The following is a 19,658-nucleotide window of genomic DNA, read 5'->3' as shown; positions in this document are numbered from 1 at the left end:
TGCAACATCCAAAAGAATTACTCTTCGTGTGGGTCTGGTGGCTGGACCTGGCGAGCGTCCTCAGCGAGATCGTGGATGTACTCTCGAAGCGTCTCCATGTCTTCGCGGGCCTCCTCAAGGGTTTTCGCCTTCACTTTTGCCGTGAGCTTATCCTGATCGCGGGTGCCAGTACCGCGAGTGAGCTTCACTGTGAGTGAGACGCCGACATCGCTTCGCTCGACGTATTCGGTTGGTGCCTGCCGCTCAGTGTTCTCTGTCGATTCCTCGTTCGTACGAGACTGCTGAGTGGGTTCTGCCATGAATTGCTCTCTTTGTGATCGTTAGTTGATGGACGGTGCGACTGGCTCGGCAGTCGTCTCACGAAGGGCTGCGTCGATCTCGCTCGAGGTGAGTCGCCAGCACTCGTCGGACCCCGCGCAGTCCAGCTGGCTCACGACCTCGCTCTTGAAGGCTTGGTAGTGGTCGAGGGCGAACGCTTCGTCACCCGTGTAGTCGAGGAGGAGTGCGAGCGCGAGTTGCGCCGGGCCGCTGCCACTATATCCCCATTCGAAGCCCGAGGAGCTGTGATTCACCAGTGCGAGACTTCGCTCCGGCGTCAGCTGTTCTTGCTCGGGTCGTTTCTCGACAATAACGCGGCCTCGACGACGGTAGCCGATGTAGACCACGTCGGGATCATCCGGACCCCGTGACTGTTCGTGCGAGTGTGGGTCGCTGATTCCACTCACCGGTTGGTCCGCGGGGGTTCGTTCGAACACCCCCGCACCCCTCAGGGGGCAACAAACAACAACTGCGGTCGAAGTGCTGGCTTACCAGAGTTGAACCATTTCTCCGTCGCGCTTGAGAATCCGCTTTGCGACCAGTCGGTCAATCGCGTCGTCGACGGCGTCTTCCTGGTCGTCCGACAGCGCCTGCACATTCGCGAGGACTCGCTCCCGGATTGCATCGATGTCGCCGATGCCATCGTCGACCGCTCCCAGAACGGTGTATTCGGTTTCGAATTCCGTCGCACATTCTTCGATACGGGCGGTGAACGTGTTTGGGAGTCCCGAGAGTGAGTTTACCGCCATCTCGATTGCGAACAGCGGATGCGAGCGGTCGCGGATCTGCTGTGCTTCCGTCGACCCGGTGTTGAACGGTCGCTGTTCGTCGATCTCGGTCAGAATCACCTCGTAGTCTACCCCCCGCTGGGCGTACGTCCGCATATCCTCGATGTCGCGTCGCCGGCCACTCGCCAGGTCACCACCGGAAACCGCTTTGAGCAAGAACATATCCTCATCGGCGAGGACGACTGCTGTCGCGTGGGTCCCGACCCAGAACTCCGCTGCTCGGCCGTGCATCCGGTCGGTGATCCACACTTTCCCGACGACTTGCCGTTCGAAGAGATCGATCTGCAGTCCCCGCGCGTCGTGATGCAGCTCGATAGTTTTCCCAACGCTTTCGAACGACTCCGTTGGCTCCTCAACGACCGTGAATCCCTGCGACGTGAGCGTCTGGTAGACGTGCTCGAATTCGGACACCACGCCCAGCGCGAGGTCGATATCCTCGGTTTGGTCTTTCAACCCTTGAACTGTCATTGCAGACCCACCGATGAGATACACCGTCACAGATTCCGAGAGCCAGCTGTCGAACTCCTCGAGAAACTCTTCGATCGCGTCGCCGCCTTTGAACACGGTCATGTAACTCCGTACTGCTCTTTGAGCGCTATGAATTCTGCTTCACTCGGGATGATGACAGGGGACTCCGCCGAGGCGTCGAACTCCCCCCGAAGTGGCCGATACATCGCAGCGACTGCGGATTCCAAACCGTACCACTGCGCCGTCTCCGTGAGCGTCTCTTGGTCGATGTCCAACTCCTCGATCAGGAGCATCGCATAGCTGACGCGGCGGGAGCCGCGATCACGGACGAGCGTGTGGCACACCACGTCGGCAGGCGTGAGGCCCTCGTCGGGCGCATACCAGAACGCGGGTTCGCCCGCGAGGAAAAACTGCAGGCCGTACTCTGCAAACCGGGCGAGCCCGGTCACCTGCCAGTTGGAGTCGCCCTCGAGTGCGTCCGTATCCGCGGCTGTCTGGACGCGGACGAGTGCTCGCTTCGGATCACACCACTCGATGGTCGCGCTTGGCGCGAGTGTTCGGACTCGCGACCGGTGCTCGTGTTGCACGACGGCACGGGCGAACGCCAGCAGCGGCGAGAGGTCCGCACTTAATGCGTACTCAGGGCCGGATGGGGACAGCATCGCGCGATGCTTGAGCGGTGACAGGGCCTTATGGACGCCCTGCCGCGTAATGTCGAGTCGGTCTGCGATCTCGGCGACCCGGCGCGGCTCGTCGAGATACCAGCACACCCGGAGTGTGGCCGGCGAGAGGAGATCGGGCCACTCGACGTGACCGAGTTCCGACCGCAGGGTTCGGTACGCTTCGACGACCGGATGGTCTGCGAGATGGACCCGCCGCTGGTTGTTAGGACCACGGCGTTCGGCGAGCACCCTCGCGTCGACCAATTCATCGAGGACGTCGTAGAGATGTGTCTCCGAATACGTGGTGGCCGTCGCGAGGTCAGCTGCCGTCGCGTCCCGGCCGGTACTCAACGCATCAATGACGGCGAGTTCGGCCTTGGTGAGCATCTGTGTCTACTCTAAGTTCTATTCGTATAAATACGTTTCTGGATTTAGGTTGACAACACTCCTATTCGGCGACGAGGTCTGCGAGCGCGTTCTCGAGCGACCCGTGGAACTGCCAGCTAGCCCGCTCGAAGGCCTCGTCGGTCGGGCCGTCCCAGCGGGGGAACGCGGAGTGACCGCTCACTTTGACGGTCCACTCGGTCGGCTCGTCGAACGGGTTCTCCGTCGGGAGTTCCACGACGTAGAGGTATTCCTCGTCGCCGTGGATGCCGTCGGCCGGATTCTCGACGCCGTGGCCCAGCAGGAACAGTGGCTGGTCGAGGTGCTCCATATTGGACGGCTCGAGGAGATCCGCTGGCTGGGCCGCATCGATTGTTCGCCCCAGGCCGCCAGCCAGATACAGGCCGACCGTCGAAAGCTTGTCGAGGAACACGAATGTCGCCGCCGTGTAGCCCGGTCCGCGTTCGGCGCGGGTCGCATCGAGCAGCTCTTTCAGCTGTGCAAGTTCCTGGAGGACGCTCCCCGGGTAGCCGTCCGAATGCCGGTACACCTGCACGACGCGGTCGGCGCCGTCATCTGTCTCATCGGTCTGTTCGACTTGTTGGACGAATCGGAGTTGACTCCGTGTCGACATCGATACTCCCCGGCGCGTGTGCGCCGGCACCCATCGCCGGCGCTGAAACAACACTACACAGTCGTAGCGGGATTGCAATCCGCTACGCGAGATGTGACACCTCGTCTGGTTCCTCCACGTCGTCGAATTCACCACGCTCGACTGGCTCCCAATCCTCCCCAGGTGCTGGACTCCACCAGTCGACCTCGTAGGCACCCGGTGCGCCGAGGATCTTCACCCGCGCCGACCCATCAGGCAGGTCGCGACGCAGTTTCTCGTCGACGTGGAGGTTCCACGTTGAGTGGGTGTCGAAGCAAGCGAGAACGGCTTCCTCGTAGCCGCGTGTTTCTCGGGATTCTTGGAGTTCAACCTGCGTATTGCAGTTCCTGCAGAACACGCCCTCGAACGGAATGTGGCTGAATACCTCGTGCCCGCAAACGGGACACCAGAGGAACTCGAACAGTGCCTCACTGTGTCGGTCGATGATTTCTAAACTCATCTGTGAATCTGGCCCGATTGAGACGGGCCACTCATTCCGGCCCAGAAATAAACGCCACCGATGCCGCTGAAAATAGATCCGCCTCTCAATTGCTAACTATCACGACCGTGTTGTACTGGGCGTTGGTCTGAGTGAGTGCACGCACTTTTCAGGAATTTCGTCGTCAGGGATGTTGCTTGGTGCTGTACTGCCGGTAAAGGTTTATCTGACTACACTGTGTCTGGTTTTGTATGTCCGCTCCCACAGCCGGAGAAGCCGGAGACGAAGATGGTAATGGGTCTCCTGAAGCTGTTTCTGCTGAGGAGGCACTTGAGATGCTGCCTGACGAAGACGAATTCGAGACCGATTTCTAACACGGTAAAGGCGGGGATGTCCCTCAGCGCTCGGCACCGTACACAATCCTTGAGGGCGCTTCGTACCCACAGTTCCGACACTCGAACCAGCGCTGGACCTTCGCACCGTCCGCCGATTTATCACCGACGACCACGTCGCCGTCCAGACACTCCCGACAACTCATCTCGGGAGCAGGTTGGTCGCGGAGAACGTTCCTGAACGCTTTCGCGTCCTTTGTCTTGTACCCTTGCGACCACACTGGGTAGCCGTCGACGAGGATTGCGCCACGCCACTTGTAGCGGTAGGAGTCCGGGGCTCGGTGTAGGACAGCCCGAGCGCCAGTCTCGGTGTTACGATACTCGAGCGTCGGCGTGCGACTTTCACGCCGCCAGTTTGTGATCCGGGGCATCTGTTAAAAGTGGACGTCGGCGGGCACGATCCAGAGCTCCTCGCTCTTCTCCAGCACTCGATCCAACTGTTCGCGGTGACGGATGCCGTTCGCGTGTTCGTTATACAGGAAGATCGTCGGGCCGTCGTACGCACCAACTTGATGGAACGCGTGGCGGGCGAGGTCTTCGTCACGCATGATCTCCTCGTCGGAGAGCTCGTTGAGCGCTTCCTTCACTCGCTCAAGGTTGCGCTCGAACTCTTCTTTCGTCGCCTCCCAGCCACGCTCGAGGAGGTCCTGGCCGTCGTCGGAGTCGACGGGGGCCGCGGTCGGGAGCTCACCCCATCGCGCCTTCCCCGCAACGGACGTGTCTTCCTCATCGAACGTCACGTGGTAGTCGAAGACGGCGCCAGCGTGTGGGTCGGCGCCGACTAGGCGGTCGAACACCGTCTTTCCGGTGGCCAGTGCGTCGTCGTGGGTCGATTCTTCTACCAGAGCGTAAATCACTATGTGCATCTTTAACACCTCGAAACGCCGACGCACCGGGGGTCGTTGCTCGCTCCAGCTGCGCCGGCACCCATCGCCGGCGCTCGAAAAACCTGATCTAGCGGTCGATTTTTAGGACTCGTTCGCTCGGTCGACTGTGATGGTTAGATCGCCCGACGCGTAGTCGGCCTCGAAGTCGACCGCGAACGCGTCCGCCTCGTAGGCGGCGTGGTAGGCGCGGTGGCGTTCGAGCGAGCCTGTCGCCTTGAAGTGGAAGAACGCAGCCGACGTGTAGGGCTTACTCTGCGTCTCGATTTGCGTTTCGACTGACGCCGGAAGTGCGATCTGTGGCGTGTCGGTGTCAACACTCGCAGCGAACTCCTTTGCCTCCTTGACGGTCGCCTGCGAATGGGCGGGCGTCTCACCGGTTAGCACGTTCATCGGCGTCTCCGTGTCGTCGGTGAACAGGACATCGTGGAAGGTGCGCGTCCCGAGGACTGCGTCAGGACCTAACTCGCAATCGTGGAATGGATCGTCGTCTGGATTCTCGGGCATCAAATCACGAGCCCACGGTGGGGCTCAGTCCTTTCTGCCCCAGACAAACCACAACTTGTCTCGATGTAGCGGAGGTAAGTCCCGAAAAAAGAGCGTCCTGCCCGCACTTCCCGCCGCAGAATCAGGCGTCGATGATTCGATCGGGCTCAATCCGGGACAACCGCATCGCGTTCCCGGTGACGCCGAGGCTCATCCCCATATCTCCGACAACGACTGCCAGCGCAACGCTGACCAGGCCCAGCGGCACGCCTAGCGCGAGTAGGAGCTTCACGCCGAGGCTGGCCCAGATGTTTTGCCGGATCACACCGTTGGCCGTATGCGACAGATCGTACAGGTACGGGAGTTTCCCGATGTCGTCGCCCATCAACGCAATATCAGCCGTTTCGAGGGCGGTGTCGGTGCCCGCCGCGCCCATCGCGATGCCGACCTCCGCAGTGGCGAGCGCGGGGGCGTCATTGATGCCGTCGCCGACCATCGCGACCTCCCCGTACTCCGCCTGTAACTCTTCGACTGCGTCGACCTTCTCGTCGGGCAGGAGTTCGGCGCGATACTCATCGACACCGACCTGCTCGGCGATGGCGCGGGCGGTGCCCTCGTTGTCGCCGGTCAGCATCACCACGCGCTCGACGCCCAGCTCGTGCAGGCGTTCGACAGCCCGCTTCGAGGCCGGGCGCACCTCGTCGGCGATGGCGATTGCACCCAGCAGTTCCGACTCCGTCCCGACGATAACGACCGTCTTGCCCTCCCGCTCCAGTGAGGTGAGCGCGTCCTCGGCGAATGCCCCGTCGTCGTACTCGGCCGCCTCTTCCGCCGCGACGCCGCCGTCCGTCTCGCGGCGTGCCCGAGCGAGGTCGAAGCCCAGCTCCTCGAAGAGCGCGGGCTTGCCCGCATAGTACGTCTCGCCGTCGATCTCCCCGCGGATGCCCTTTCCGGTGAGGCTCTCGAAGCCACTCGGGTCGGGCAGGTCGCCCACGCCCGCCTCCTCAGCACGGGCGAGAATCGCTGCGGCGATGGGGTGCTCACTGCGCCGCTCCAGCCCGGCGGCGCGACGGAGCAGATCATCCTCAGTAGTGTCGCCGACCGGGACGACGTCGGTGACGGCGAGTTCGCCCTTCGTGAGCGTCCCCGTCTTGTCGAGCGCGACGGCATCGACTTCGCCCATCGCTTCGAGGTAGTTGCCGCCCTTGATCAGGACGCCGTTCTTCGCGGCGCTGGTGATGCCCGACACCACCGAGACGGGTGTGGAGATGACGAACGCACAGGGGCAGGCGATTACCAGCAGGGTGAGCCCGCGGATGAACCAGGTCTGCCAGTCGCTCGCGAAGGTGAACCCGTACCCGGCCAGGTCGACCGAGATGGGGTCGGCGATGACCAGCGGCGGGATTGCGGCGGTCAGGATTGCCAGCACGACGACGAGGGGTGTGTAGTAGCCGGAGAAGCGGTCGACGAACTGCTCAGACTCGGTCTTCTTCGCCTGTGCGCCCTGTACCATCTCGATGATGCGCGAGAGCGTCGAATCGCCAGAGGTCGAGGTGACCTCTACCTCGAGGTACCCCTCTTCGTTGATCGCGCCGGCGTAGACCTCGTCGCCGGCAGTCTTGTCGACGGGGACGCTCTCGCCCGTGATCGGCGACTGGTCGACTGCACTCTCGCCGTCGATGACCGTTCCGTCGAGCGGAATCTTGTCGCCGGGGCGGACGACGACGGTCTCGCCAACGTCGACCTCCTCGGCGGGAACGGTCACTTCCTCACCGTCGCGAAGGACGGTCGCCTCGTCGGGCGAGAGTTCCATCAGCTCGCGCAGGGAGTCCCGTGCCCTGTCCATCGCGTAGTCCTCGAGCAGCTCGGCGATGCTGAATAGGACGGCCAGCGTGGCGGCCTCGACGAAGTAGCCGATACCGGTCGCCGCGATGATCGCCGTCCCCATCAGCAGGTCGATGTCGAGGCTTCGGTTCTTCGCGGAGTAGTACCCGCTACGGACGACCGGGATGCCGCTGGCGGCGACGGCGCCGAGGAACAGGACATCTGCGATGTGGAGCGGGTACTCGAGGACGCTCGCCACCGTGGCGTTCTGTCCGGTGAGGAGGAACTCAAAGAGGAGGCCGAGCGTGACGAACGCCGCGCCGAGCCACGTCTTCTTCGCGCGAGGACTCGTCCAGACCTCCGATGGTGGCGCGATGTCGACGCCATCGGCCGCCTGGTTGTCCTCATCATCGCCCTCGGCGTCCGAGCCCCCGACGACCTCGTAGCCGGCGCCTTCAATCGCCTTGACTACGTCGGCTTCGCTAGTTCGATCAGGGTCGTACGTGACGTTGGCCGTGCCGGTGGTCGGCTGGAGCGTGACGTCAGTAATGCCGTCGACACGCTGGAGGCTCTTGTTCACCTTTTGGGCGCAAGAGGGACAGTCCATCTCGGGAACGGCGAGGCGGGCGGTCAGCTCACGTCGCTGTCCGCCGCCGCTCGTTCCTCTTGCTGCGTCCGGATTCTCTGTCATCACGTCACGGTAGGTGCGGGAGTTCGATATGTCTTTGTTGGAATATTCCAACTACGGCCCTCAGTGGGATGCCAGCCGTTCTTCCGCTACCCGCTCGCCGGCGACATGTTGCTTCGCCAAATGTTCTTCCGCCCGACGGAGTCGGTAGGTGAGTGTTGACCGTGGCACGTCGAGATGCTCTGCGAGTTCTCCAACATCGACCTCGCGGGGTGATTCGTAGTAGCCGTGTTCGACGGCGGCCTGGAGAGCAGCCTCTTGGGCTGGAGGCAATCCACTCGGTGTTCCGTCGCTTCCCCTAGCTGATGTTGTGTCCGCTGTGCGGAGCATCTCCATCTGGGCGCACTCCCCGACGGCGGCCTCCAGCGCGTCGAAGAACGCTGCCACGTCGCCCTCACCGGAGTGGATGAGTCGCCACGTGTAGTGGCGGCCCTCGTGACGAGTCTCGAACAGCACGCCGTCGCCGAGGTGGTCGCGAGCGATGTGGGGGACTGAGGCGCAGGTCGGAGTGCGCTCCCAATCTGAGTAGAGGATGAGCGCGTCGTCCGTGCGGTCGAGGACGCGGGTGGTCTGTGTGGCGTTGCAGTCCTCGGTGGCGAGACAGTCAGCGTAGTAGTCGCCGTTGAGAAAGGCGTCCTCGATGGCGTTGAGCGCCTCAGGCGTACCGGTGGCATGGTCGACCCGCCAGAGACGCTCGGCAGTGGCGTGCAGCGAGAGCGAGCGAACGCGAGCGTCGGGGTGGTCGGCGAGGGCGTCCGCCACCCTGTTGCAGCCGGGCTCGTATTCGAGAGCGAAGACGAGTTCGCGCATACCCCGTCTAAGGCCTGCTACGACATAACCCATGGCCTGCAGCGTTGTCGACCAGTGGATCTCAGATTACGTCGTCAGGGTCGTGGACTTCCTGCATTCGCTGTGCTTCGGCCGCGTATTGCTCCTGGAGGTCGGGGTCATCGACCATGCCAAGATTGCCGGGTTCAGCATCGACTGCTGCTGTCGTATCTCGGACGTCGGTGAAGGACGTGAGTGCGCGTTCCTTCCGATAGTACTGTTCTCCATCGGGCGTTGCGTAGGTGAGGATGATCAGATTCTGCTCGTCATCGGAGTACGTCCGTTCGACAAGCCAAACACGAACGTCATCTTCAGACTGATTTGACATACTTAGACGTCCCCCGATATCCACTAAGGGATTGGTGTTACGACTTGCCGAGACTCGCTGTCTCGAAGGGTGACTCTCCGGTCGGAATGAGCAGCTCCTGTCGGTCGCCGACTCGCTCGGCCAGCTTCCGTTTCAGGTACTGCCTCGCCGTCGACGGCGTGAAGACGCCCTTGTCGAGCATATCGCCGACGACGTCTTTGAGGGCCGCGAACTGTCCCTGTAGGTGGCCGTCGCCGACCGGCTCGCCGTCGTACCAGCGAACCGTCGCGAGCGCGCCGTTCCCGACGGTCTCTCCCTGCTCGACCGTCTCCGAGTCGTACTGGAGCCCGAACCACAGCGTCCGATAGGCGGTCACCTCGAACGTCGTCGACACCACGAAGAACGCCTCGTGGTGGAGGTAGTCGAGATGGTCAGCGACGATCTCGTCGAGGGTGAGCCCGGTGGCGCGGGGCTTCGGCTCGACGACCGTCGACGGTCGATCCTCGTCAGCGAGGTAGCCGTCGACGGCTTCTGCCTCGAGGCCATCGGCCAGTTCCGCCAGCAGCTGTTTCGCCCACTTGGAGTCGGTGTCTTCGCCACCGAATGGCGACTCAGCCGAGATTCGGTGCTTGAGCTTGAGGTTCGCTGCGCCCCAATGGCTGTAGTGGAGCGTGTATGTCCCTCGAGTCTATTACAGTCCTGTTGCCTCGTTGGATTCCCCCTCGATCGTTAAGTACAGACAAGCCACCAATCAGTCTGCGTAGAAGAGAACTCTATTGCAGTCCGGACACACGTGTGCGTCAATAGTAGTCGCGCTCTTGAATCCAAGCGTTCCAAGGACGCCCTCATCGTTCGGTATTCGGAGCATGTCCCCACGGCTGTTCACGTCATAATCAACGCGCTCAAGTTCCACATTACAGTCGGGGCAAGTCCGAGGCATGGTGTTAATTAACGAATTCGATTAGAAAGAATATTCGATACAGCAGCACCCATAGGGAAGATTACATTATTGGTTCGCAACCCCAATTACCGGCTGTCTCACCGCAGAAAGTGTCTGACCAAGAGGATTTCAGCAGAGCCACTTAGTCTAAACGGCTTCCACATTCTATTCGGCTGGGCCAATACCGTAGAACGCGTCACGAGCGCTCACATATACTGCGTCGTCTACGGGCGTCACATGGTAGATAGTCCGGCCGACTGTATCGCTGACCTGGACCTCTTCGGTGGTGAGTGACCAGAGCTCTTCCAGCTCATTCATGGTGTTCAGCGCGTACAGCCTCCCACCACGCTCGGCATAGAGGACATCACCGACCAATCCGACCGGTTCAGCCTGAGTTTCGGACGTGATTCGAACCGAGCCATCAGTTCTATCGAGTTCTGCGACGCCGGCATCAACAAACGCGTAGACTGCGCTGTCAGTGACCACTGGCGTGTGCTCATCGGCTATGGCGACGCGCCAGTGTTTGGAGCCGGTACTCGCCTCCATGGCGACTAATTCGTCATCCCGACCGGATTGTCCTTCGGAGACCGCAAACACAGTTCCGGCATCTGCGACAGGGGTTGAACGTCGTGCTGCCAAGTCGCGGTTCACGAATGACTCCTGCCCGGTTTCGAGGTCAACCGCGTGAAACCCGCCTTCGCTACTGACATACACCTGTCCGTCGTCGACAGCCGGTGTCGAGTCCGAGAAGTGCCCGGTATCGTAGCGCCATAGCTCATCACCGGTAGCGGTATCGAACGCCCTGATGTGCGGGTCAATAGCCTGAAAACCCGCGCTATTCACGACGACGCGATCTCCGAGAACGGTTGGCTGGCTCTGTATCCCGTCCATCGCCGGGCCGCGCCAAACCTGTTGTCCGGTCTCTGCATCGAAACAGAACACCTCGATAAAGGTCGTAATGAAGACGTAGTCATCTGTGACTACGGGAGGACTATTCACTCCATATGAGACCAGGTCGCTAGCGGTCTCGACGGCTGCTGTCGCTGGGTTTCGGTACGCCAACGACACGGTGTCTTCTTCCAGATCGGCGGTGTTGTAGAGGTACTCATTGGCGACGCTTGCTGCCCCACAGGGACGGAGCCGCCAGTAAGATTCTCCATCGCGAAGCCCAGCGCCATCAGGGTTCCAGCCGGTGTTTCCCGCATCGAATCTGACGGCAGGCCACGCTCCGCTTGGGTCCAGCGGTGGTGACCCGGGAGGTTCCTTTTTCACTCGCTCATCAACTGTTGAATATCCTGGTGTCGACTCCGTGTCCGTCGGCGTCACCGTATCCGTCGGGGTGGGGGTGTCTTGCTCAGTTGTCGACACGGGTTCGGTGCCGGAATCAGAAAGACAGCCTGTTCCGACCATCGTGAATCCGAGCGCAGCACCTTGGAGGAACGAGCGCCGAGAGCGGTGGACCATACTCAGATATGGCCCATGACCGATAAATGCTTTCTCCACGCTTTGCTCTGGAAACAGGGGAGCGACTGGTTAGTTGGGGTCAACGAACTACCAAGAGCGAAATTCGTGTTGTAGCAAGGGCGCATTTTCAGGTATCAATTGCGCCCGATGATGAAGCAGAGAACACGGTTGAATAGGAATAGGGTGGTCTTCACCGATGGCAAAAGTCACTGTATCGAGTAGTTGATTCACCGCTTGTAGAATCTTACAAACTTCAAATTCTACTGGAGAGCGCGTCTCAGTATACCGCTCGCAGAGAGTGCGCGATGTCCCTTGATCTCCGCCCACATCAGTTAGATGTGGGAATCCCGCCACGGGATTTCAAGCTGAGCGGTCGCTCAGCTCTACGGTTTCAAGACGCATACGTTCCAAGCGTCGCCTGCTGGGTTTCAGCATCGGCTTGGCTGTCTTGTGGCCCGGTCAACGAGGCCCCATCCTCAGCCGAGTCATCGTCGTTCTCGTGTTCTCTAGAACGACTCTCTCCGCTGAGGTAGCGATCTGCGATGTTGAGTGCGGCGTTGATGTCCGCTTGATACTCTTCGACCCAACAAGCGTCGTTGGAGCATTTGAACGTCGCCTGTTGAGGCCGGGTTCCCATCTCACCGCACGCATGACACTCTTGAGAGGTATTCCGCGGGTCGACTGTCGCAACGGGGATCCCCCTTTCTACGGCTTTGTACGTGATCTGTGCGTGGAGTTTGGCGAATCCCCAGCCGTGAAGCCGGCGATTCATGTAGTCCCCGTAGTCCATCGACTCCTGGATGTAGGTGAGATCCTCGAGCACGAGAACCGGCGCCTCGACTGACTCGGCGTACTCCACCACTTCCATGGTGACGGTGTGGAGAATATCGTCGATTTGCGCCCACAACTCGTCGCCGAAGGTGTCTGCAATCCGTTCGCTCTCGCGACTTTGGAGTCGCCGCATCGTGGTGAAGTAGCGCTTGCGGAGGCGACGAACAGTCTTCCCTTCATCCGTCCAGAGCTCAGGGTTTGTCGGGGACCCGTGCTCGTCGCGGTGACACACCGTGACGAGACTTGCCTCACCGATATCGACGCCGATGGGTGTACGCTCTTCGGGGGGAACCTCGGAGTTGAGCGGGACGTCACGGGTCGCGATGAGATGGAAATACCACGTTCCCTCCTGCTTGAGCAAACGACCTTCCCCCACGGCTGCGTCGCCAGCAATCACTGCTTCAAGCCAGTCCCGCTGCTCAGGGTTCGGCTGTGCTGGTACCCAGAGGTGGTAGTCCTCGTGGTGTGGGATTTTGACGTACCACTCGATCGTGTTTTCGGGCTTGTGGTCGATCTTTACCCCCTCGTTCGTGAAGCGGACAGGGTGATCGTCACTGAGTTCATTTGCCCCATAGGTCGTCGTGAGCTGCGGGACGTACCGCTTCAGAGCGTTCTTTGCGTAACCGCTCAGCTGATAGTCACCCACGATGTCGTTCGCTTCCCCCAAGGTGGTACAATTGGCGTCGAAGGCCTCTTGGAGCGCCTGCTGGTAGGCCGCCCGCGTCTCACGGAGCTTCTCCCGCTTGTGAGCGTTCGGGTCTACCAGCTTCAGTTCCAGCGTTTTTGTGAGTTCAGTCACGACTCATCACCCTCTGATACTGACTGGTCGTCTTGGAGGGCCCACCAGCGCGCTGTCGAACTCGCCCGCATCTGGTTTGCCCCACGGAGACCGACGGTGACTGGTCCGCCCCGCACCCTTCTTGGGGGCGATAAACACTCTCCGACGCAATCCAGCCAAATTCCTCGTTGCGACGCCGCTCAGGACTCGAGCTGTGTATCGGCGTCCCCGCTGTGTGTCGGTTGGGTAAGCAGACTCACGTTCAGGAGGAGAGTTCTCGCTGCTTCGATCCGCTCCTGATCGGCGTCGTCGAGTCCGGCCGTCTCGATGCGCTTGAGATTGGTGAGTGAGCGATGCAGTCGATATCCGGGCGTGTTGCGTGGGTCCATGTGTAGCGCCTCGCCGATTCACGGCGCAGAGAAACCTCTCCGGCTGCGGGTAGCTGTCGGACTGGGCCTGCTCGTTAACCAACATTGGTGTGTTTCTGTGTCGCTATGTTGGTTAAGACGAGTCCTGACCCGCTTTGCTGGGTCCGTAGCGAGCCGAGCCACACACCCGACACTCCCAGATCGGTTGCCCCGTCCACGCTTCATCCGGGACCGACTCGTGGGTCTTGAACCGGTGGTCGGTTGCCCGTTCACAGTTTTGACAGTCGAGTTCCTGCGTCGTCGGTACCGACGACTCTTGCCGATCAGCCGCAGCCTCGCCAGTAGATTCGGTCAGCGCCATCGCTGGAACCAGCCACACCGCGTCGACGGCGTCGTCGAGGACCGCGTCGAGACGCGACGCGCCGCGGATGCCGTCCCCACGCTGGTCGTAGAGCCGCGTCGGGGCCTGCCCCTGCCGCTCCGACGCTCTCTGCCCGTGCCACCCAGTCCGGTTACGGGCGGCACTGAGAAGCCGCTCTCCCTCCGCTGACGACACCTGTACCGCGTCGGGGAGTGCGGGCCATTGCTCGGCCAGCTGGCGCGCCGGCGCCTCGTCGACGTCGTAGATGAGCGTGGAGTCGTCGACGGCCGGCTCCGCCCCGTTGGCGGAGAGGAGGTTCGCCGCGGCGCCGCCTTTCGCCACGGCGCCGTAGCACGTGGACGATTCGACGACCAGATGGACGATGCCGAGGCACGTCGTCGACGCTGCCTCGTCCGTGCGAGTGGCGTCACTCCCGAGATGGTTAGTGAGACAGAACCGGCATTTCGTCTGGCCGTCTGGGACTGGCGCCCCACAGGACCGGCATTCGTCGTCGGCCGTCGGCGCATCAGGGTAGCCATCAGAGTTCGTCGCAACGCGTTGCCGCCGGGGGGCACCCTCACACCCGTCGTCCAGCCTCGTGTCCGGAATGTGGGACGCCTCGCCGGTCGGCCGCAGTTCCTCGAAATCCAGATGGCGATCACGCATCGGTTGGTGTGGTTTGTCCCGGATTCGTATTTCAACGTCAGGGCCAGTAGTCCGCCCTGTCTCCCGTTTGAATATGGGCCATGAACTATCTCATGCGAACATCTTATACTTCATGAGCAAGTAGATGGGAGTAGCAACTGGGGTCCTTATGAGCAGTAACGACACCAAGCACGTGCAAACTGAACTGAACGAGGACGAATACGAACGCTTCCGGGAGTTCGCGCGAGAGCACGGGCTCTCGCTCAAGGAAGCCGGCCACGAGGCGCTTATCGAGTGGATCGAACGCCAGCAGCAGGCCGACCCGAACGACCCGGCGTTCACAGTCCTCGACGACCTCGAGGACGAATCGCTCTCAGCGTCGGCGGCGACGGATGCCCGCGAGGAAGACGATCTCGTCGAGGAGTGGGACGGCAGCGACGAATCGTTCACGCTCGCCGATGACCCATCTGCGCAATCCTGAATTCGGATGGCTGAACCAGTCGAAACCCCGATTGGGACGATCACGCCCGAGCATTTTCGCCCGGGGCACGTCCGCCATCAGGTCGTCGTCGGGCCGAAGTTCCTGTACGCATTATTCAACCCACAAGATCAGATGCACGCAGTCTCGCGGGCGTTCATGACCTTTGTCCGCGACGGCGACCTCCCCTATCGTCGCCTCATCGTCAACGACCACATCGTCGACGAGGCTGCAACCCGGCTGAAAAAGCAGGCGTCGATGCGGAACGCCGCGTCGTTCCTAACGACGCTCGACGAGAGTACGCTCTACCAGTTCGAATCCGTCTCCGAGGACGTTTTCGAGGAAGCCAAAGCAACGTTCGTTGAGTGGACGGATCTGGATGCGTCACTCACCGATTTCACTGTTGCAGCCCATATGGACGCCTTAGGGGTCGATCACATCCTTACGTACGACCGGCACTACGATGCGTTCGACGTGACAACGCTTCCGTATCGCAATCAGAGCTAGAGGTGCCAAGTATGTCCGAATCCCCGCAGGACGGCGTTCAGTCGTGGACTGAGTCGATGAGCGCCCGCGACCGCATTCGGGTGGTCGCCGAGACGCTTCGCGAACCCCGGTCGGTCAACTGGATCAGCGAGCAGGCCGACGCCGCCTGGAGCACGACCAACGAGGAACTCCAGAATCTCGTCGACCAGGGCCAGCTGCGTCGCGTCGAAGCCGGCGAAACCACGCGCTATCTACCGGACTACACGCGCCTGCTCTTCGAGGAAATCCGCACGCTCATCGAGGAGAACACCCGCGAAGAGCTACGCAACGAACTGGCGGCGATCACCGAGGAGATCGAGGGATGGCAGGCGACCTACGACGTCGAGACGTGGGAGGAGCTCGAACAGTCGCTCGCCGACGGCGACCTCGCAAGTGCCGAGCTCCGCGAGCGCCGCGACGTCATCGCGTTCTGGCGTGAGAACGAGGAGGATCGCCGCCTCATCAAGCACGCACTGGAACTCTACTCAGACGTCGAAGCCGCCCGCGAACAGCGGATCAACGTGGGTGACCGCGACACAAACTAATTTTCTCGATCGTCGAACGTGCGGGCGTCATCGAGGGCGACACAGCTACTTGCAAGACTGCTCATCCGTCTTTCCCCGGAGTTCGACCGCGGCCTTCTCGAAGTGTTCCGCGAGGAACGGCGTTCCCGACGTCGCCCGCTCGTTGAAGAATTCGCCGGCGTCAGTGACCGCATCAGCGTCGCGCTCCGCGGTCGCGACACAGTCGACATACCCGTCGAGTGCCCGACTGAACGCACGCGAGAAGTGGTCGTACGCGCCGTCGACGCGCTCCATGTTGTCGTCGAGGGACTCGACGAGTGCCCGGTAGACGGTCGCTGCCGATGCGTATCGTCCCTGCTCGCGGTACTCGTTCGCGAGATCGAACCACTGCGTGAAGTCGATCGGCTCGAAGACGACGTGGTACTCAGGGTTCGTCTCTTCGAACCGCCGGTCGATCGCGGTGCGAAGCTCGTCAACTGACTGTCTCGTCGACTCGCCGACGCGGGCGAGAAACCGTTCGCGGAGATCCGCATCGGCCGCGAGTTCGTCACGCAGGAACGCGCGGAGTTCGTCGGCGTCGGCGCCGTCGAGTACGGCGTCGAGTTGATCGCCGTCGTCCGGCGGTAGGTCGTCGACACACCGAAGCAACACGGCGACGACGTGCTTGCATGCTCCCGGCCCGTCGTACGGACAGTCGCACCACGGGGCAAACCCGTCGGTGGCGAGGTCAACACGGATATCGTACTGACGGCTGCCACTCACGACGGCGGTGACGGTGGTGTCGACGCGGTGAATCTCGTGGATTCGTCCATCAGCGAGGTATCGTTCGCCGCGTTCGAAGACTGCGTCCGTGCAGACATCTCGAACTGTGTCCTCAGTTACGTCCATCCTTACGGTGGGTTTGACGCACTATTCAGCCGATCCAGTGCATCATCCTCGTACGCTGCCCGCCACATCGCATGGACGGCACGCGCCACGAGTGAGACCTCGGTTACGTCGATGCAGGACGATTCGGCGGCCGTCGTCGCAGCCTCGGGCGGCGGGTGGAAATGGGTCTCGGGAGAGTGTGTATTCGGGTGGCGATCGAAGCGCCAGTTGACGTCGTCGCTATCGACGTAGTGGAACGAATACATTCCGAGCTCGCTCCATTGGATATCGAGCCGAACGCTCTCGGCGTCGCCCACCCCATCGCTGAGACTGATCTGCAGTTCTGTGGGGTCGACGACGTCGTCGTACGCCGTGGCGTCGACGAGCGGTTCGAGGTCGAGCCAGAGGTCACGAATCCGCTGGAGCGCCGGAAGATAGATCGGCCCGAACTCACCGGCACGATCGTCGCCGGTCATACGGCGAGCTGGTGGCTCGCCTCGTCGTAGGCGAGTGCGGCTTGCGCGACGGCGAGATTCTGCCGCGTCGTGCGCCACGCCGTGAGATCGTCCCAGCCGTCCGTCTCGTCGGCGTCGAGTTGCTGGGCGAGTTCCTCCGGTGACACCACGTCGTACCGGTCTTCGTAGCGCCGGATCTCGGCCTTCATGTCTTGAATACTGTCGAGCAGCTCCGGCCGATCGACTTCCTCACGCAGCTCGCGGATTTGGGACATCAACACCCGGTCGCTGTTGCGCTTGTACAGCGTCGTTTGACCGTCCTGTTCCGTCTCGGCGAACCCGGTGTTCACGAGCGCCTTGCAGTGGCGACGCGCCGTCGGCTCGCTCACGAGGGCCCGGTCGGCGATCTCGGCGGCCGACTGCCCGTCGTGGGTCTGTTCGACGATTTCGTACACTCGCTCAAACGGCGTGGTGTCGTCTTGCCAGTCCGCTTTGACCTGCTCGTTGACGTCGTCCCCCGTCTCGGCCATACTGGGTGCTACGTATTGTGCCCTAAATAGTTTTCTGAGGAAACTATTCTTTCTTTCAAACGGTTGTGGCTGCGCGCGCAGCGAAGTCCTCGTGAGCATCGCGAACGAGGGCACGTGAGACGAGCGAAAAGCGAGTCTCACGCAGCGAGCACGGAGCGGAGGGCGGGGCGGTGGGGCTTGGGCCGGCCCGGGATCCAGCAAAAAATGAGGGCCGCTGTTTTCCCGACACATTCTCCTGCTACGGATGCCGTCTTGAACACCGTGATTACCCGGTAGAAACGCAACTATTGGTGAGCAGGGAGGCTCTGAGAATCCTTTGACATCCTCGGCTCTGTTGAAATCCTCAGAGAGTTACAGGTTCGTCCTGTAATTCGACGAGATGAGCACCCTCCCAAAGTCACAGTTACTCCGATTTACAGAGAAGGCGATCAATCTGGCACGCCGAGCGGTTTCTCGATACTCTTCAAAATTCTCCAAACATCGTTATACACTCCCACAGCACGTTGTTCTGCTGTGCCTCAAAGTTCGGAAGAATACGACCTATCGTGGCCTGCTTGACGAGTTGATCGAGATGCCACGCATCCGTCGTGTTCTTGGCTTAGTCGAACTTCCCACGCCATCAACGCTCTGTAAAGCGTTCAATCGGCTTGATATGGCCGTATGGCGTGTCTTATTGACCCTCTCAGCGACGCTACTTCCGACAAGTGGCGTCGTTGGAGTCGATGCGTCAGGATTCGATCGTAGTCACGCCTCGAAACACTACACGAAACGAGCCGAACTCACGATTCAGCAACTCAAAGTGACTCTACTGGCCGATACGAGGGTGAACGCAATTATCGATTTACACGTGACGACGACACGAAAACACGATAGCCAGATTGCTCCGTCGTTGATCAAGCGCAATCTCGAGCATATTGACGTCCTGCTCGGTGACAAAGGGTACGACGACCAGAAAATCAGACGACTTGCCCGTCAACACGACGTTCGTCCACTGATTAAGCACCGTGAGTTTACATCGCTCCACAAGGCATGGAACGCACGCTTAGAGGCTAATCTCTACGGCCAACGAAGTCAATCCGAAACCGTCAATTCAACACTCAAGCGGAAGTACGGTGCGTTCGTCCGCTCACGACGATGGTGGAAGCAATTCCGTGAGCTCACCATCGCCTGTCTCATTCACAATCTTGACCGATCACTCTGACCGGTCAAGATAGTTTCCACACACTGTTCAGTCCAGACTATTATCGGACAGTCACGAGACCCGCGAGAACGAGTAATGCACTATACGAAATCCCTAACAGCGGGGTGCTGAGACTGGAGGTCGAATCAATTGTGAGCCAGAGCGCAGTACCCAAGCAACTGAGCGCGACGAGTGAGCTGAAGATTTCGATACGACGTGGCTTGGCAGTCCCAGTACGGAATCGGCTATACAGAGCGTGTCCAAGCACAGCGATAGGGAAGACGCCTGCGACCACGACCGCGAAATGAACTGCAACCACGCCTGCCATGTTGAGTGCTGGTATAATGTCTCTCATAAGTGTCCCAAGAGCGTATACTCCGAGCAACCCCACCAAGAGAACCGCAAGGGAACGTTCGACGCTACTGGCCGACGGACGCGGGAAGCGGGAAACCGTCTTACCCATGCTAAACTCTCTCGTCCAAAGCGTCATAAAGTCACCGTCAAGAAGCCGAGATACTCTATTGAATAGTTCGCAGTCCTCATCGGCCAACTGTTTCAGGCAAGAATATACCTAATGAATAGGATTTCAACA

General features: G+C 60.8%; 24 protein-coding genes and 1 pseudogene. 5 read left to right on the top strand and 20 right to left on the bottom strand.

Translation table 11 applies throughout. The features are described 5' to 3' along the window. Positions 1-17: 17 nt before the first annotated feature. The 6 genes from B4589_RS17510 to B4589_RS17485 all read right to left on the bottom strand — a co-directional run bounded on the left by B4589_RS17510 (position 18) and on the right by B4589_RS17485 (position 3,732). The gene (locus B4589_RS17510; protein WP_079235279.1) at positions 18-299 is read right to left on the bottom strand and encodes a hypothetical protein; all 282 of its coding nucleotides are present in this window, start codon (positions 297-299) and stop codon (positions 18-20) included. Positions 300-320: 21 nt separating this feature from the next. Next, complete coding sequence (locus tag B4589_RS17505; protein WP_079235471.1) at positions 321-725, bottom strand: DUF6166 domain-containing protein; 405 nt, start codon at positions 723-725, stop codon at positions 321-323. Between the two features lie 81 nt (positions 726-806). Continuing rightward, positions 807-1,676, bottom strand: a complete 870-nt coding sequence (locus tag B4589_RS17500) for a hypothetical protein (RefSeq protein ID WP_079235280.1) — start codon at positions 1,674-1,676, stop codon at positions 807-809. After that, a complete protein-coding gene (locus tag B4589_RS17495; RefSeq protein ID WP_079235281.1) occupies positions 1,673-2,623 on the bottom strand; it encodes a helix-turn-helix transcriptional regulator in 951 nt (316 codons plus the stop codon). The genes B4589_RS17500 and B4589_RS17495 overlap by 4 nt, the downstream gene beginning before the upstream one ends. Before the next feature lie 61 nt (positions 2,624-2,684). Beyond that, complete coding sequence (locus B4589_RS17490) at positions 2,685-3,254, bottom strand: hypothetical protein (RefSeq protein WP_079235282.1); 570 nt, start codon at positions 3,252-3,254, stop codon at positions 2,685-2,687. A gap of 82 nt (positions 3,255-3,336) precedes the next feature. After that, positions 3,337-3,732 (bottom strand): hypothetical protein, encoded by a 396-nt coding sequence (locus tag B4589_RS17485; protein WP_006181022.1) that lies wholly within the window; start codon positions 3,730-3,732, stop codon positions 3,337-3,339. Positions 3,733-3,962: 230 nt separating this feature from the next. Between B4589_RS17485 and B4589_RS18355 the strand changes: the two genes are divergently transcribed. After that, on the top strand, positions 3,963-4,085 hold the full coding sequence (locus tag B4589_RS18355; RefSeq protein ID WP_255246173.1) for a hypothetical protein: 123 nt from the start codon (positions 3,963-3,965) through the stop codon (positions 4,083-4,085). A 23-nt stretch (positions 4,086-4,108) separates the two neighbouring features. Here the strand turns inward: B4589_RS18355 and B4589_RS17480 are convergent, their stop codons facing one another. The 11 genes and pseudogenes from B4589_RS17480 to B4589_RS17430 form a co-directional block, all read right to left on the bottom strand. Next, complete coding sequence (locus tag B4589_RS17480; protein WP_079235283.1) at positions 4,109-4,474, bottom strand: hypothetical protein; 366 nt, start codon at positions 4,472-4,474, stop codon at positions 4,109-4,111. Positions 4,475-4,477: 3 nt separating this feature from the next. Next, positions 4,478-4,969, bottom strand: coding sequence for a hypothetical protein (locus B4589_RS17475; RefSeq protein WP_079235284.1), 492 nt, complete (start codon positions 4,967-4,969; stop codon positions 4,478-4,480). A gap of 102 nt (positions 4,970-5,071) precedes the next feature. Continuing rightward, positions 5,072-5,494 (bottom strand): hypothetical protein, encoded by a 423-nt coding sequence (locus B4589_RS17470; protein WP_050051690.1) that lies wholly within the window; start codon positions 5,492-5,494, stop codon positions 5,072-5,074. A gap of 121 nt (positions 5,495-5,615) precedes the next feature. Then, positions 5,616-7,988, bottom strand: coding sequence for a cation-translocating P-type ATPase (locus B4589_RS17465; RefSeq protein WP_176330576.1), 2,373 nt, complete (start codon positions 7,986-7,988; stop codon positions 5,616-5,618). A 60-nt stretch (positions 7,989-8,048) separates the two neighbouring features. Further along, entirely contained in the window at positions 8,049-8,795 is a 747-nt protein-coding gene (locus tag B4589_RS17460) for a helix-turn-helix domain-containing protein (protein WP_079235286.1), read from the bottom strand. 61 nt (positions 8,796-8,856) lie between these two features. Continuing rightward, positions 8,857-9,141, bottom strand: a complete 285-nt coding sequence (locus tag B4589_RS17455) for a hypothetical protein (RefSeq protein ID WP_006183450.1) — start codon at positions 9,139-9,141, stop codon at positions 8,857-8,859. 37 nt (positions 9,142-9,178) lie between these two features. Further along, positions 9,179-9,808: pseudogene (locus tag B4589_RS17450) on the bottom strand (DUF6735 family protein); the annotation flags it as partial. Positions 9,809-10,225: 417 nt separating this feature from the next. Next, on the bottom strand, positions 10,226-11,524 hold the full coding sequence (locus B4589_RS17445; protein ID WP_079235287.1) for a PQQ-binding-like beta-propeller repeat protein: 1,299 nt from the start codon (positions 11,522-11,524) through the stop codon (positions 10,226-10,228). A gap of 391 nt (positions 11,525-11,915) precedes the next feature. Continuing rightward, positions 11,916-13,154: an RNA-guided endonuclease TnpB family protein gene (locus B4589_RS17440; RefSeq protein ID WP_079235288.1), complete on the bottom strand. Its 1,239-nt coding sequence runs from the start codon at positions 13,152-13,154 to the stop codon at positions 11,916-11,918. Positions 13,155-13,333: 179 nt separating this feature from the next. Next, positions 13,334-13,522: a hypothetical protein gene (locus B4589_RS17435; protein ID WP_079235289.1), complete on the bottom strand. Its 189-nt coding sequence runs from the start codon at positions 13,520-13,522 to the stop codon at positions 13,334-13,336. A gap of 112 nt (positions 13,523-13,634) precedes the next feature. Further along, complete coding sequence (locus B4589_RS17430; RefSeq protein ID WP_079235290.1) at positions 13,635-14,528, bottom strand: hypothetical protein; 894 nt, start codon at positions 14,526-14,528, stop codon at positions 13,635-13,637. A 148-nt stretch (positions 14,529-14,676) separates the two neighbouring features. Here B4589_RS17430 and B4589_RS17425 point away from each other — a divergent pair, with 148 nt between their 5' ends. The 3 genes from B4589_RS17425 to B4589_RS17415 are packed head-to-tail and all read left to right on the top strand — an operon-like array spanning position 14,677 to position 16,055. Then, the gene (locus B4589_RS17425; RefSeq protein WP_158081196.1) at positions 14,677-14,988 is read left to right on the top strand and encodes a hypothetical protein; all 312 of its coding nucleotides are present in this window, start codon (positions 14,677-14,679) and stop codon (positions 14,986-14,988) included. 6 nt (positions 14,989-14,994) lie between these two features. Continuing rightward, entirely contained in the window at positions 14,995-15,492 is a 498-nt protein-coding gene (locus tag B4589_RS17420) for a type II toxin-antitoxin system VapC family toxin (RefSeq protein ID WP_255246172.1), read from the top strand. 11 nt (positions 15,493-15,503) lie between these two features. Next, positions 15,504-16,055: a hypothetical protein gene (locus B4589_RS17415; protein ID WP_079235292.1), complete on the top strand. Its 552-nt coding sequence runs from the start codon at positions 15,504-15,506 to the stop codon at positions 16,053-16,055. A 45-nt stretch (positions 16,056-16,100) separates the two neighbouring features. On the opposite strand, the gene B4589_RS17410 is transcribed toward B4589_RS17415, so the two are convergent. From B4589_RS17410 to B4589_RS17400, 3 genes are read right to left on the bottom strand one after another with little or no spacing between them, the layout of a single operon-like run. Next, the gene (locus tag B4589_RS17410; RefSeq protein WP_079235293.1) at positions 16,101-16,922 is read right to left on the bottom strand and encodes an SWIM zinc finger domain-containing protein; all 822 of its coding nucleotides are present in this window, start codon (positions 16,920-16,922) and stop codon (positions 16,101-16,103) included. A gap of 2 nt (positions 16,923-16,924) precedes the next feature. Beyond that, entirely contained in the window at positions 16,925-17,377 is a 453-nt protein-coding gene (locus tag B4589_RS17405) for a hypothetical protein (protein ID WP_079235294.1), read from the bottom strand. Then, positions 17,374-17,886 carry a winged helix-turn-helix domain-containing protein gene (locus B4589_RS17400; protein WP_079235295.1) on the bottom strand — a complete coding sequence of 171 codons (513 nt, stop codon included), beginning with the start codon at positions 17,884-17,886 and terminating at the stop codon, positions 17,374-17,376. The genes B4589_RS17405 and B4589_RS17400 overlap by 4 nt, the downstream gene beginning before the upstream one ends. A 379-nt stretch (positions 17,887-18,265) precedes the next feature. Here B4589_RS17400 and B4589_RS17395 point away from each other — a divergent pair, with 379 nt between their 5' ends. Continuing rightward, positions 18,266-19,087 (top strand): IS5 family transposase, encoded by an 822-nt coding sequence (locus B4589_RS17395; protein WP_004048671.1) that lies wholly within the window; start codon positions 18,266-18,268, stop codon positions 19,085-19,087. The last annotated feature ends 571 nt before the right edge of the window (positions 19,088-19,658 follow it).

The sequence above is a fragment of the Halolamina sp. CBA1230 genome (assembly GCF_002025255.2).
Taxonomy (GTDB): Archaea; Halobacteriota; Halobacteria; order Halobacteriales; family Haloferacaceae; genus Halolamina.
This window is presented reverse-complemented; position numbering and strand designations above follow the sequence as displayed.